Below are 14,177 nucleotides of genomic sequence, written 5' to 3'. Positions count from 1 at the left end.
TATGAATCTAAAAGACTATTCAATAGAAGTTGAAAAAATACTTATGAATGAAGAATTGTTAAGATTTTTGTATTATACGCCTAAAAATAGATTTGATGACCCTCTTGATAATTTAAAGCCAAATGTCCTTGATATGCCAGAGGACGAACTTTGGGATATTGTTGACAATCACCTAATACCAACTATTAAAGTAGACGATTTAGAGAAAGAACCGATATGTAGAGTATTTTATTATGCAGGTGTTGGAAGGTCTTCTAATACAAACTATTTATTTGGCAATCAAGAATACGTTTTTGATGTGTTTGTTCACAATGATTTTCAGATTAGAGATAAGAGACTTGAGCTAATTTGTGACAAGATAAACGATTTAATTTTCAATAAAAGAATTGGTGGTATTGGTAAGACTCTGTTTAGAAAAAAATCTCCAATCGGTGCGCCAAAAGGCTATATGGGTTTCAGATTAATATACGAATTCTGCAATGAAAGCTATTAGAGGTGAGAATATGGAAGTATTGCAACAAGGTGATATCCATTTAAAATTCCTACTAAATTTGCCTGTTCATGTAGAAGGGATTGGTGATTTCTTTGTTCCTTCATTGAAGGAGATAGTAGAACTCACTGAGAACAAATACAATTTTGCACTCTCTTCTGTACTATTCGATAAAAGTAGGTTAGAAATAAGTCCTGAAGAAATCGAACATTTAACAGAATTTCAAGTATTGAATTCTATAGTCTATCATGACGCTTCTTTTAGGGAAGCTTTTTTTTGTGCGCTAAATTTACATTTCAATAAACAGCCTATAATTGATGAGGAAATTGGATGTATTTATTTTGATGAGCTAAGCGAGGAAACGATTCTTACTGATGAAAAATTTAATTACATTAAAACTTTAGTAAAGACAGCCAATAATCTTCAAGATAATGAAGAGGACGAAATTGTTGCGGGCAATGATAGAGCTAGAGAATTTATGGAAGAACAAAAACGCAAGAAGGCTTTATTAGCCAAGCTCAAAAAACCAAAGATAAACTTACACAGCATCATTTCTGCCGTAGGATGGAAAACAAAAAGCTTTGACTTTATTAGCAAACTGAACGTTTATCAGCTTTATGATGGATATGGCAGATTCCAGTTAATTGACAATTATCACTATACAATGAATGGAATATATGGTGGCACAGTTGATGGGAAAAAGATAAAACTTGAAGACATCAACTGGGCTAATATTTTTAAATAATAAATTATAACAGAAAAGGATGATTTTAATTATGGCAACACCTAATCGTTGGGCAATCCGTGAAGCTGGAGAAGCTACATTTTATGATCTAACAGATGGACACGCAATCGTAACATTAACTACTTTAAAAACAAGTGGTGTAGAAACAACAGGTGAGACGGTATACGCTCGTGGGGGTCGAGGAAACGCTAAGCTTGTAGGATTCTCATCTAACCGTGAATCAAAAATCAATTTAGAAGATGCTATTTTCGATAATAAAGCAGTAGCAATGTTAACAGGTAATAACATTTTAGAAGGTAAAAAAACTGTTGACCGTAGAGACGTTATTACAGTTACTTCAAATAAAGCATCGCTCCAAAAAACACCAAAAGGTGCTTTAATTTCTGTATATGAAGTAAACCCTGATGGAACAAATGGTAAAGAATACACTTTAGGCACACCTGCTACAAATGTTAATGATTTCAGTATCGCAGCCAAAGAATTGACGTTTAATGTGGGCGTTGTTAATAATACTAAAGTTCGGGTTTATTATAAAGTCGAGACTGCATTAGATGCTAAGACGATTAAAGTAACTTCTGATAAATTTGGTGGATCATTCCGTGTCACACTTGATGTTTTAGTAGTTGACGAATTTACGAAAAAAGCTTTCCAAGGACAATTAAATATACCGAATGCTAAATTCGAAGATTCATTTAACTTAGACTTCGCAGCAGATGGCGATCCTGCTGTATTAACTTTGCCATTAGAAATCCTAAAAAGTCCAGTAAATACGGACATGTGGGAGCTTGTAATTTATGATGAAGGTGCTATCGTTTAATAATAAACTATTAGAATATGTATAGAATAAGTTAGAAATATCTTATTCTATACTAGGAGGTTAAAATGTGACTAAAACTACAGCAAAAATTGTGGAACAGGCTACGCTGAAATCTTCTGTTTTAACGGTAGTAAAAGTAGAAGAAGTCTCAGTAATTGTTATCGTTGACGGATGGCGTATGCGTATCTATTTTGAAGATGGTGTAGATAGAACCTTGTTTTCTACTGGCAAACAAATTGAAGTCAAGTATACAGGCGATATTGATGATGTCCACTCTTTAAAATTCGAGAAATTAAAGTAATCATAATTCAATGATAGTTAGATGGTGCGATATTAACTTATCGTGCCATCACTAATATTATTGACCACAGCAGAATTGACTGAGAGTGCAGAGGATTATCCGCACTCTCTTTTAAACATAGAACAACAGAAAACAAGGAGGAATCAAAATGTCAACTAAAGCTAAAAAACCACGTCAGCGTAATATTAAATTAACTGATATTCAAGCCAAACAAAAAGACATTAACAAGCAATCAACTTATGTCTACGATGAAGAAAATAACATCGTCATTCGTTACAATGAAAAGTTTAATCCTGCTACAACTGAGAAGTTGCTCAAGGAAGCATACGAAAGTTTACTGTTTGATGAAGAAAATGATTTAGGGTTTTTCAAGAATGACACTTCGTTTCTACAGTACATTTACTTCTTAATTATCAAATTCTATAGCCATTTAGGAAAAGACATTCCAGATAAATTAGATGAGCAAATTCCAGTGTTCCATAGCATTGTTGAAACTGGATTATTCGAGTTGTTCTTTGATCAGCTTTACGATGCAAATGAAGTGTTAGCGGTTGTAGACAAAGTTAAATCATTCGTACAAGTAATCGACCAAATAGCACAATTAGATGAGCATACTCGTGAGCAAATTTTATCTTCAGTTGAGTCTCCTGTCATCAAGAAGAAACTTGAATCGGCTGAAGTCTAATGGCTAAGAAGTTCAATAATCTTGATGAGTTGGAATTGTATCTACAGAAGAATGTCATGCAGATTCTATCTCGTGATGCTTCAATTGAACGGATATTAGCTGAAACAATGTCACAGGCAGTTGTAGATGTTGTATACGGTGCTTATGAGCCTACTCAATATCAGAGACGTGGAGATGAGGATGGATTGTCAGATCAGAGAAATTATTTCATCACAGACTACGGAATTAGAGACGGTAAAGTATTTCTTACCTTTGAAAACTTAACTGAAGGTGCAGATTCAATGGAAGGTAAATTCATTGGTGACATGATTGAATATGGAATCAAAGAATTATGGAACAATCCTGTTGGTGAATGGTCAGAGCCTCGTCCGTTTGCACAAGAAACAGTGGACAGATTAAATGCTAATCCAACTGAATTGTTAGAAGCATTAAAGACTGCATTAATGGCAAGAGGATTTACGGTTAAATAGGAAATAAATTATTCTTCTTTTAAATAGTAAATTATAAAATAAATTATGGATGTGAATACATGACGAAAAGACTAATCAGTATGCCTAAATTAGAGTTTAAAGAAAAAATCAATCCATTCAATCAAATGATTATGAAAGAATTTTTGGATCAACAACAACTTTCAGACCAGACGCTTAAACAATATGCTTCAGCGTTGTCAGTGTTCTTTACATGGGTACATGAGCATTGCATGAACAAGCCTTTGTATGAGCTGAAAGCAAGGGATGCTTTAAAGTATCAAAATAATTTAATGAGTGCTGGATTATCATCTAATGGTGTTAAGTTTAAGCGTTCAGCCGTATCGAGTTTGTGTGGCTATTTAGAAGTGTATTATGGAGATGAATATCCTCTGTTTCGCAACATTTATTCTAAGGCAGTTGCCAATCCACCTAAAGAGTTTGTAAGAGAGAAGAAAGCTATTCCATTAGAAGAATTTGAACTACTCCTCCAAACATTAAGAGATCAAAATGAATTGCAAATGGTTGCTTATCTAATAACAAGTTATTACACAGGAGCAAGACGTTCAGAAGTTGCACAGTTTAAAAAGAGCTTCCTAGAGCTACCAAAAATTAAGGAGAAGGATTATTACATGACTCCTGAAATTAGAGGTAAGGGCAAAGGGAAAAATGGCAAGCGAATTAAACTTGCTTATGATGATATAGTAAGAAATGCTATATTAGATTGGTTAGAACAACGTGGAGAAGATGATGTAGATGAAATTTTTGTTCGTAAATACAAAGATGGAAGAGTAGAACCCCTATCCCCTGCTGCATTTAATTCTTGGTTTACTGACAAGTTTAATCCTATTATGAACACTGAAGGATTCGCTCCTCACAGTTTGAGACGATCCAGAGCGACACATATGGTTGTGAATCATGGAATGAGTATCGACAAGGTAAAATCTCTTTTAAACCATGAGTCAAGCGAAACCAGCCAGACTTACGTAATTAAAGATACAGATGATGAATTGGATGATATATTCTAAAACACTGAAAGGCAGTCTTGACCTCCCCTTTCGAGACTGCTGATTGAGTGTTTTATCTCAGCTAAGTTAGTTACTAAAAATTAAATTATAATACCATAAATAAATTATAATATTTCTTCATTTTAAATCGTCTAATTAGTCACACAATTGGGTATGATTATGATATAATACAATAAATTGAAATTTCAAATTGTAATTATAAAATATAAACCTAATTGGAGGATTTAAAATGAAGAAGAAGTTGCCGAAGAGTTTTTTATTAGTTGGTGTATTATCAGTATTATTATTGTCTGCATGTACAGAGGAAGAATTGAATGCAACATTGAGTCCTGAAGCTGGAGCTGAGGGGAATGATACCAAGGTTGAATCCGTATCCCTAACAGAAGAAGAGAAGCCTGTATCTGATGAGTATTACTTGATGTTAGCAAGTATTATTACAGATAGTATCGAATACTCAACAAAACTAAGCCAACACAACATTGATTTATTCCCAAACAACGTTATGGATGAATCACAGAAAGAACCATACAATGCAACACTTGATGAATTCGCTGTTTACCTTAAAGGGTTAAATGAAATACCTGACAATGATGTAGAGTTTAAGCTAGATAAACTGGTGACAGAACTTGTTTATCATGGAGAAAGTCGTATTGAGTATACAAGACAGTTCCTTAAAACAAATGACTTCATGTATCGTGATATGGCTAAAGAGGAATATCAAAATTGGGAAGACTCAATGAACACCTTATTAGACGAACTGGAAGCGTTACAATTGTTTGCTGAGTAAGAGCTATTAATAATACAAATTAAATAAGCACCACATAAAAACGACTCAATAGCTAAGGGACGTTTTTAGAGAGATAATAAAATATAAACAATAACGGGAGGGTAATGATTTCTATGGAAATTGGAATTGATAAAGATTTTTTAATAAGCGAATTCCACAGATACTTTGATGAGTATGGGGTTTACCCAAGTAGCCCTGCACTAAAAAAAGCAAATGGCTATCCAAGTGTTGTTTCTTATATCCAAACATGGGGAAATTGGAGTACGTTCTTAAAGGATACTGGTATTTTTGGAGATCATGGTTGGTTACTTCAGGACGAACAGATGCTAAGAGAAAAGTATGAAATTTGTTCTCGGGAAGAGATAAATGATTCTTTAATAATTAAAAAAAGTTGGGACACAATAAAAAAGAAAGCTGGCTCTTTAGGTCTAAAAAGGAATAAGTCTTTAGCAAAAAGAAAATTTAATGACGAATTCTTATTAGAAAAATTAAAAGAACTTTCCATTCAATTAGGTAAAACACCTACTTGTGAAGATTTAAATAGCAATAAAGATTTGCCTTGTCATCACGTTTACCTAGAAAGATTTGGCTCATGGAATAATGCACTATCCATGATAAATTTAAAGTTAAATACCAATTTTGACCACAGTAAAGAGGCTATAATAAATGAAGTGATTGCTTTCTATAATACAAACGAAAGAAGTCCTTATTATAATGAGTTGAGTTATTCCAAAACTGCAATTTCTAACTATTGGGAAAGCTGGACAGAGCTATTGAAAGAATGTGACCTACCACTTAATAAAATTGAGAACATATTGATTACAAAAAATGACGGTATTTCATATCTGCAAGATTTGTATGGAAAGCTAGAAAGAGTTCCATCTTCTTTAGACGTTGCTAAAGACGGTGTTCCTAGAGATTGGTTTGCCAGAAATTTCGGATCTTATAGACTGGCTCTATTTGAAGCAGGGTTAATTGATTCCTCAGAAGTTGAATATGACTATGATGAATTTGCTGATAACAGTATTAAATATCTAAATGAATTAGCAAATGAATTAAATAGAATCCCTTCTGTCGAGGAGTTTCAAGAACATTTAAATAAAAAAGAAACAAGAAACTTTTTATCAAGAGAAAATTTAAGTATTCGTTTAAACAAAAAGTTTACTGAAATTTGTAAAATGTATCTTCCTGTTGAAATTTTAGAAAGCGAAGCAAATAAATTTTACTTTGACATAAAAAATAATAGATGTCTTTCATTGCCTGAAATGAAAATAAGTAACTTGTTAATTGAAAACAATATTACATTTATTGGCGAACCATCGTATAAAGAAGTGATGGATATATCTGAAAGACTTAGATTCGACTGGAAAATAGAAGGCGAAAAAACAATATATGTAGAGTATTTCGGCTTATATACTGAAGAGACAACAGATGGTGATTACTTATATGAATACCATAATAAAACAAAAAGAAAAATTATGCTTTGCAAACAAAATGACGTTCCACTTATTGAACTATACCCATACGATTTAAAAAACAATTTTAACGGATTGCTAAATAAGTTTAAAGAACACGGAATTGAATTGATCTTAAAACAAGTTTCATAAAAATAAATATGCAATAAATCAAGAAGTGTCTTTAATTAGACGCTTCTTTTTTATTTTCTAAGAAAGGAGCAATTAAATGGCGAATTCACCAAACGGACTTGGAAATGCAATTGAGCTTAAGGTGATTTTAGGACTGAACGATAAACCTTCCCAAGACAATTTAAATGCACAAATTGCCCAACTCCAAAAGAAATTAGATCAAGTTAAGATTGATATAAAAATTGATCCAAAGGCTATTTCAGCACTGGAGCGTTTAGCGACCCTAGACTTCTCTAAACTGACAAAAGAGTTTAAAAGCGTAGAAAAAGAAGCTAAGGAAATGGCTACAGTTAGTGCAGATGAAATAACTAAGGCGATGAAAATAGCTTCTGATAAGCTCGGAATGGCTTTTAAAAGTGCCATAAAAGGCAGTATTACAGATGTTGACGCACTCAAAAAAGAGTTAAACGGTCTTAATGCAACCATTAAAGTTGATTATGATATTGTTAATGGAAAAAAAGAGTTAAATAAGCTAAAAGCCTCAATTGAAAAAGAAGGTAAAAATGAAACAATTGAGTTTGAAAAAGTTATTAGGCAACTAACGCCTGATAAAACAGACTTCGTATGGATGCCAAAAGTTATACAAGAAACAGACAAACAGCTATCTAACGCAGCTAAAAGCAGTAATGAATTAATTGCTAAAATGAACAAGCTATTATCAGAAGGTAAGATTACAACCAATCAATTCACTGAGTTAGCAAATTCTATAAAAAATGCAGTTGGAACAAGTGGCTTTAGTAGAGCTAATCAACAACTTAATGAAATGGTAGCTGCAACCAAGAGTGCTAATAAGGAATTAATCAACAGAGAACAGATTGAGAAACGCCTAATTGCTAATCAACAAGCTATCCAAAAACAAGTATTAGCTGTTGAGAAGACAATGAAAACTAACGCAAAAACTGTTGATATGAATCAAGCGAATGAGCTATTAGTAAATTATCAGAAACTGAATCCTGCATCTAAAGATTTCAAGCAGAATCTATTTGATATTAATACTCAATTTACTCGAATGAAAACTGTGGCAGCAGAGGCTTCCCGTAGTTCAATGGGAATCATGGATAGTTTCCGTGTTGCGATGGAGAAATTTCCAATTTGGATTAATTTGCTAGTTCAAGTAAAACCTTCCTAATTCGGTGGATACCTCAATTATGAGACAATACCGAGCAAGGCGTGAGCCGTGTGTAACGACTATCGAAAACACATCTTTAAGATGGAAGTGAGTAGAGTAGGAATCAAGCGATTTCGAAACGGAAGGCAGTCATATTGACTGAAGATATAGTCTAATCTCATAGGCGACTATGAGCGGTTCATCAAATGAACGGGTATGAATTAGCGATTCATATCGAATACCAATGGGCAGCATCAACTTTATTCTACGGGGCTTTTAGAACAGCAAATGAATTCATGAGTATTATAGTAGACATTGATACGAAAATGACAGACCTTGCAAAAGTTATGTCGGAGGGTACGGATTTTGAAGCTTTATTTGACAGAGCAACACTATCTGCTGAAAAGTTTGGTCAGTCAATTAGTCAAGTATTAGATTCTTACACTGAGTTTGCACGACAAGGATTCAAAGGTGAAGAGTTAGGAACACTTGCAGATGCTGGACTTGTAGCTTCCAACGTAGGTGACATCACTGCACAAAAAGCATCTGAATACATGACAGCTTCATTAATCCAATGGAAAATGGACGCTAAAGATGCTATGGGTATTATTGATTCGTGGAATGAAATTTCAAATAAATATGCGACCACAACTGAGAAACTTGCTCAGGGTCAAGCTAGAGCTGGTGCGACAGCACGAGCAATGGGATTAGATTTTGATCAGTTAAATGCAATTGTAGGAACAGTAACAGCGTCTACCAAACAATCAGGTAATGAAATTGGTAACTTTGTAAAAGCAGTCCTTCCTCGTTTAGTTGGAAAGCCAGCACAAGACGCATTAGGTTCATTAGGAGTTAGCTTAACGGATAACAAAGGAAATCTACGTGACATTATCCAAGTTTACACTGAGGTTGCGGAAAAGGTTAAAGGTATATCCGATACAGAACGTATAGCAGTAGTTGAAGGTTTAGCGGGCAAGTACCATATCAGTAGGATGCAATCCTTGCTTGATGATTTAGGATCAGCAGATTCAATGTACAGAAGTATGTACGAGTCATCAGTAAACTCAGCAGGATCAGCTAATGAAGAAAACGAACGTTACATGGAATCCCTGCAAGCCCGTATCAACCTTGCTCGTGTAGAAGTTGAGAAATTAGCTTTAGCATTTGGAGACGCATTCCTTACTGAAGGTATGATTCAAGGAATACAAGTGTTTGGAGAAGTCCTAGGAGATATCACAAAATTCGTAGATAAATTCGGTGTTCTTCCTGCGTTATTTGGAGCAACGGGTGTTGCAATGTTCTTGTTATCTTCTCGATTTAAAGCTTTGACAGGCTCAATAGGAACAACAACTGTTAGCTTATTAGGATTTAAGGGTGCGGCACAAGCATCAGCTACAGCATCAACATTAGCAGCAGGAGCAACAAGAGTATTCAGTACAGCCTTAAAAGGCTTATTAGCTTCTACTGGTGTGGGTATTGCATTAGTCGCATTAGGATACGCAACTGAAGCATTTGTCGGCAGCATGGGCAGACAACGTGAAATGCAAGAATCCATTAATCAAGAGAATCGTGAACTTGCAGACTCATATTTAAGTAATAAAGATACAGTCAATTCATTAGTTGAAGAATACGGCAAGCTTGAAGAAGCAATGAAAAAAGGGAAGCCTGATACTGCTACTCAAGAGAAATACTACAGTGTTCAAAATGAATTAGCTCAGATTATGCCTAGCCTTGTTAAAGGTGAAGATTCTTATGGGAATAAACTTCTTGGAAACGCAGATTTAATCGAGAGTCGCATTAGATTAATCGAACGTCAAATTGAAGCCGAAAAAGCATTAACAGATGCTCAAAAAACTAAAGCCGACGCAGAGAAACTTGAAGAGTCAAAGAAATCGGCTAAAGGTAATAAAGCAATCGCTGATGCTAAAGCTACTGAATTCGGCAATAAAGCTGGAAATATCTTAACAGGATTCGCATACAAAGAAGAGATTAAAAACCTTGAGGATATGCAAAAAGCTCTTGAGCACTTTGAGAATGTTAAACGTAAACTTATAGATGGTGGAAGTGATAAAAACTCCCCGAAAGTTCTTGAGGTTCAGGACACAATAGATGACCTAACTAAAATAACTGATCAATATTTAACTTATCAAAATAAAGCAGAATCAGCAGAGCTTTATGTTGCTACTAAAGCTACTGAAAGTGCAGAAAAACGTATTGAAGCAAACGAAAAAATTTCACAGTCTTCCAGAGATTTAGCTAAAGGAATTTTATACGACGCTACTTTGATGGCTAAGTCAATGAAAGAATCTGAAAGCATCGCAACTATTTTCGATGGAATTGATTCGAAAGGTTTCGAGAAAAACTTAAATGATGCAACTGACGCTATATCGACTTTTGTTAATTCTTCTAGTGACGATTTTGAAACACAGAAGGAAAATTTAGAACAAGTCGGACAAAAGCTAAAAGAAACATTGTTACTTAATGCTAAGGACTCCAAAGGCAATGCTTTAAGCAGCGAATCTGCACAGTATAAAAACATTGAGAAATCCATTGATGCTTATATTGGAAAGCTAATACTTCAAGAATCACAAGTTAGACAAGTTGCTGATGCTCAAGGAATTTCTATTGAACAAGCAAGAAATCAAAATTTAATCAATGGTGATTTAGAAGACGGTACAGCAGAACTCAATGAAGAACTGCAAAAATATTTAGCCAATTTGCAAGAGTTGAAATCAGTAGAAGAACAACTAGTCGGTGTATCATCGGCTCAACTTTCTGAAACTAATGACCTTATCTTCCTATATGACACTTTAGCGAATAAAGTTAATTTAACAGCACAAGAAGAAGGATTCCTTGCAGACGCAAAAGAAAAACTCCTCGCATTGTATCCAGAGTATTTCCAAGTAAGAGAAAATGGAATTGTTGCATCTGAAAATGAAATATACATGCTTAAGGCTGAAACTAAAGCTAATGAGCAATTGATGGAAGTCATTAAACTTGCTAAAGATGGCAAATTAAACGCAGAACAAACAATGACGTATAACTCAGCTATGGGTACTAAAGCTCGACTTGATAATGCTAAACAAGAATTAATCGCATTGTCTAAATTGGTTCAAGCTTACAATAAATTCTCACAAAATGCTGTTGCTGAAGCAGAAAGATTAAATCGTTCGGCTCAAGGTAACATGAGTGAAGATGCTTTCATTAAGGCTCAGAAATTTGCAGGTTTTGCTCGTGAACAATCTAATGCAACGATTGATTTAACTCGTGAGATTAACTCTCTAGTGTCAGAGATGAATGGTTATACTGGTTCAACACTCGATTCTTATGAAGCTACACAAAAAGCTGAGAAAGCTTCTAAATCCGCAAACAAAACAACAAAAGAGTCCATTTACGTTTCAGATAAATATAAACAAGCACTAGAGAAAATTAACTTAGAGATTGAGAAACAACAGGCATTACAAGCTAAATTTCCTGACTACTCTAAACAACATCGAGATTCTTTACAAAAGGAAATCAAACTACAAAAAGACAAAACGAAAATTCTACAACAACAAGCAAACGAATTAGAGAGACAGATTAAATCAGGAAAAATTGCAGCTACAGGTATGGTATCAACTAGCTCTTCTTCTGCTACTTCTACTCAGAGGCTTTCAGGCTGGACAGGTAAACGGACTGGAGAATTAGGCGACTCTCGTGGTGGAGGGACTCGTAAACATCGTGGTGTAGATATCGCACAACCATTAGGAACAAGATTAGATGCAAATGTGTCTGGTAAAGTAATTGCTTCAGGCAATGCTGCTAAAAATGGATACGACTCCTCATACGGTAATTTAGTTGTTGTTCAAGACGACAGTGGAGTTAAACATCTATATGCTCATCTTGATAAAGCGATGGCTAAACTAGGATCGACTATTACTGCTGGTATGCAGATTGGGACAATAGGCTCTACAGGTGGTTCTACTGGAAGTCACTTGCATTATGAGGCTACTAAAAATGGTCAGATTATCGAGCCTAGTGGATATATTGCTGATGCTCAACGTGGTGTTAAGTCAACAAGCACATCAGGATCAACTAGTGTAGCAAATACTCAACAAGCGATTGACCAAGCAAAATCAGATTTAATAGGTATTCAAGGTGACATTGCAAATGTACAGCAATTAATCTCCCAGTTAGAGTTAGATGCAGTCAATTCACGACTAGCTGAATTTGAAAACTCACGAGAGAAATACCAACGTGTGTTGGATTATGAAAACGCCAAACTTGAGACATTGGATAATACCTCTCAACGCTATGTTGCTACACTTGAAAGACAAGCAAAATTCTTAGAATATAAACAGGATGCGAATAAACAAGAATTAAGATACATCAATGGCACAATCGCACGAGGAAAATTGTCAGCAGCAGGTATGGCTGAAATGCAAGCTAGAGCAGAAGAATTGAAAATAGAAATGGCTTCCTTAAACACTGAAATCCAGCAAATTGCTTATGATAAAATTGCTTCAATTATGGGTCGTTATACTGAAGCGATTGAAGAAAACACTTATCAAATTGAACGCTCACAAGCAATCCAAGCTACGTTAGTAAAAGGTTCTGAMGCATACAACAATGAAACAAAGTATCAAACTGAACTATTAAATGAAAACAAAGACCAATTAGAAGCCAAGAGAGCAGAGCTACAAAAGCTTTTATCTACTGAAGACTTAAGCATTCAGCAAGAAAAAGATTATCAGAAAGAGTTGAATGAAACCACTTTAGCGATACTAGGTGCTGAAGACGCAATCAATCAATATCGCTCAAGCATAGCAGACGAGGCAATTGACACCATTAAACGTGCTTATGAAATGCAACGTGACATTGCAACTAAACAAAAAGATGAAGAAATCGAACGACTTGAAGAAATTAATGAAGTACGGATGCAACAATACGATGATGATTTAGACCGATTTGAAGAAGTAATCAATAAAAAATTGCAATTGTTAGATGACCAAGACAATGAGGATCAATACAACAAAGAGTTGTCTAAACTTCAAGATAGTCAATTAGCATTACAAGGAAGAATTAGTTCTCTAAGTCTTTCTGATTCATTAGCTGACCAAGCAACTCGAATGGAACTTGAACAAGAGTTAGCTGACATTACTGAAGAAATTGATGAGAAGAAAAATGGTCGTAAAAACGAACTTCGCAAAAAAGGCTTGAATGACCAATTAGAAGCTTTCAGAAAAGAAACTGAAGCCAAGAAGAAAGCTGAAGAAGACTCTTACGAATACAATAAAAAAAGGCTTGAACGTGAAAAGGCAGACATGGAATATTACTATAACGAATTAATCAATAATGAGGCTTACTTCGCTACTCTTAGACAAAGCATTATTGATGGTAATATTGAGAACGCCAAGAACGGAATCGAAGGATTCTTAGCTGAATTTAAGAGGATGAATCAAACCACAATTTCAGAGCTATCGTTAAGTTGGACTGAACTGTTGAATCTTATTGCTGCTGCAACTGGAAGCTTAGGCGACTTAGGAAGCATTGGGGGTTCAACTGGAGGAACACAACCGAATAAGCAAAAGAAATCGGATTGGGGAGCTTACTTAAATAATAAATATGTAGCTGAAACTTCACATCCTTCACCAACAACTTTAGAAAAACTGAAAAAAGAAAATGCAGCTTTCAGAAGCAAATGGGGATTCCCTGATGGAAGTTACAATGAGTTGAAAAACTATCCAATGACATTCCATGAAGGTGGTATTGTTGGAGGAAGTAGCGACAGTATTGTACAGAAGGCAAATAAATTGTTCAATACAAAAATGAATGAAACGATGGTTAAAGCTGAAATTGGCGAACTATTCATTCCTAAGAAGAATCTAATCGGAGCATTCTTGCCGAACATGCAAAACTTATTGAAGTCAATAACCCCTCCTCCTTTGATTGCTAAAGGCGGAACGAATTATTCACTAAGTCCTGTAATCAATGTAACTGTACAAGGTGGAAGCAAACAGGCTGGACAACAAATAGCCAATGAAACATTTAAAATAATGGATGGAATTATGAGAGATTGGGGCAAATAAGCCTCAGTCTCTTTTTTTTAGAGACAAAGGGGGCA

The 14,177-nt window shown here is 34.9% G+C and carries 11 protein-coding genes; all 11 read left to right on the top strand.

Annotated features, from left to right (window positions below; all coding sequences use genetic code 11):
• Position 1 precedes the first annotated feature (1 nt).
• The gene (locus AC1DSB_RS00180) at positions 2-493 is read left to right on the top strand and encodes a hypothetical protein (RefSeq protein WP_477533482.1); all 492 of its coding nucleotides are present in this window, start codon (positions 2-4) and stop codon (positions 491-493) included.
• A 10-nt stretch (positions 494-503) separates the two neighbouring features.
• Complete coding sequence (locus AC1DSB_RS00175; RefSeq protein WP_477585347.1) at positions 504-1,235, top strand: hypothetical protein; 732 nt, start codon at positions 504-506, stop codon at positions 1,233-1,235.
• A 31-nt stretch (positions 1,236-1,266) separates the two neighbouring features.
• Positions 1,267-2,052 carry a hypothetical protein gene (locus AC1DSB_RS00170; RefSeq protein WP_477533157.1) on the top strand — a complete coding sequence of 262 codons (786 nt, stop codon included), beginning with the start codon at positions 1,267-1,269 and terminating at the stop codon, positions 2,050-2,052.
• Between the two features lie 67 nt (positions 2,053-2,119).
• Positions 2,120-2,353, top strand: a complete 234-nt coding sequence (locus tag AC1DSB_RS00165) for a hypothetical protein (protein ID WP_477533158.1) — start codon at positions 2,120-2,122, stop codon at positions 2,351-2,353.
• 148 nt (positions 2,354-2,501) lie between these two features.
• Positions 2,502-3,038 carry a hypothetical protein gene (locus AC1DSB_RS00160; protein WP_477585345.1) on the top strand — a complete coding sequence of 179 codons (537 nt, stop codon included), beginning with the start codon at positions 2,502-2,504 and terminating at the stop codon, positions 3,036-3,038.
• A complete protein-coding gene (locus AC1DSB_RS00155; RefSeq protein ID WP_477533207.1) occupies positions 3,038-3,508 on the top strand; it encodes a hypothetical protein in 471 nt (156 codons plus the stop codon). The genes AC1DSB_RS00160 and AC1DSB_RS00155 overlap by 1 nt, the downstream gene beginning before the upstream one ends.
• 59 nt (positions 3,509-3,567) lie before the next feature.
• The gene (locus tag AC1DSB_RS00150) at positions 3,568-4,533 is read left to right on the top strand and encodes a tyrosine-type recombinase/integrase (protein WP_477533208.1); all 966 of its coding nucleotides are present in this window, start codon (positions 3,568-3,570) and stop codon (positions 4,531-4,533) included.
• Between the two features lie 229 nt (positions 4,534-4,762).
• Entirely contained in the window at positions 4,763-5,320 is a 558-nt protein-coding gene (locus AC1DSB_RS00145) for a hypothetical protein (RefSeq protein WP_477585343.1), read from the top strand.
• Positions 5,321-5,433: 113 nt separating this feature from the next.
• Entirely contained in the window at positions 5,434-6,927 is a 1,494-nt protein-coding gene (locus tag AC1DSB_RS00140) for a homing endonuclease associated repeat-containing protein (RefSeq protein WP_477585341.1), read from the top strand.
• A gap of 76 nt (positions 6,928-7,003) precedes the next feature.
• Positions 7,004-8,095 carry a hypothetical protein gene (locus AC1DSB_RS00135; protein ID WP_477532820.1) on the top strand — a complete coding sequence of 364 codons (1,092 nt, stop codon included), beginning with the start codon at positions 7,004-7,006 and terminating at the stop codon, positions 8,093-8,095.
• A 185-nt stretch (positions 8,096-8,280) separates the two neighbouring features.
• Positions 8,281-14,142: a phage tail tape measure protein gene (locus AC1DSB_RS00130; RefSeq protein WP_477585339.1), complete on the top strand. Its 5,862-nt coding sequence runs from the start codon at positions 8,281-8,283 to the stop codon at positions 14,140-14,142.
• Positions 14,143-14,177 lie beyond the last annotated feature (35 nt).

This window comes from Paenisporosarcina sp. P4_E4_2, assembly GCF_056401595.1.
Note: the sequence above shows the minus strand (reverse complement) of the source record. Positions and strands in the feature narration are given on the sequence as shown.

Excerpts from the sequence above, each read along its gene's own strand:
- AC1DSB_RS00180 (WP_477533482.1), top strand. The coding sequence starts at position 2 with ATGAATCTAAAAGACTATTCAATAGAAGTTGAAAAAATACTTATGAAT.
- AC1DSB_RS00175 (WP_477585347.1), top strand. The coding sequence starts at position 504 with ATGGAAGTATTGCAACAAGGTGATATCCATTTAAAATTCCTACTAAAT.
- AC1DSB_RS00170 (WP_477533157.1), top strand. The coding sequence starts at position 1,267 with ATGGCAACACCTAATCGTTGGGCAATCCGTGAAGCTGGAGAAGCTACA.
- AC1DSB_RS00160 (WP_477585345.1), top strand. The coding sequence starts at position 2,502 with ATGTCAACTAAAGCTAAAAAACCACGTCAGCGTAATATTAAATTAACT.
- AC1DSB_RS00155 (WP_477533207.1), top strand. The coding sequence starts at position 3,038 with ATGGCTAAGAAGTTCAATAATCTTGATGAGTTGGAATTGTATCTACAG.
- AC1DSB_RS00150 (WP_477533208.1), top strand. The coding sequence starts at position 3,568 with ATGACGAAAAGACTAATCAGTATGCCTAAATTAGAGTTTAAAGAAAAA.
- AC1DSB_RS00145 (WP_477585343.1), top strand. The coding sequence starts at position 4,763 with ATGAAGAAGAAGTTGCCGAAGAGTTTTTTATTAGTTGGTGTATTATCA.
- AC1DSB_RS00140 (WP_477585341.1), top strand. The coding sequence starts at position 5,434 with ATGGAAATTGGAATTGATAAAGATTTTTTAATAAGCGAATTCCACAGA.
- AC1DSB_RS00135 (WP_477532820.1), top strand. The coding sequence starts at position 7,004 with ATGGCGAATTCACCAAACGGACTTGGAAATGCAATTGAGCTTAAGGTG.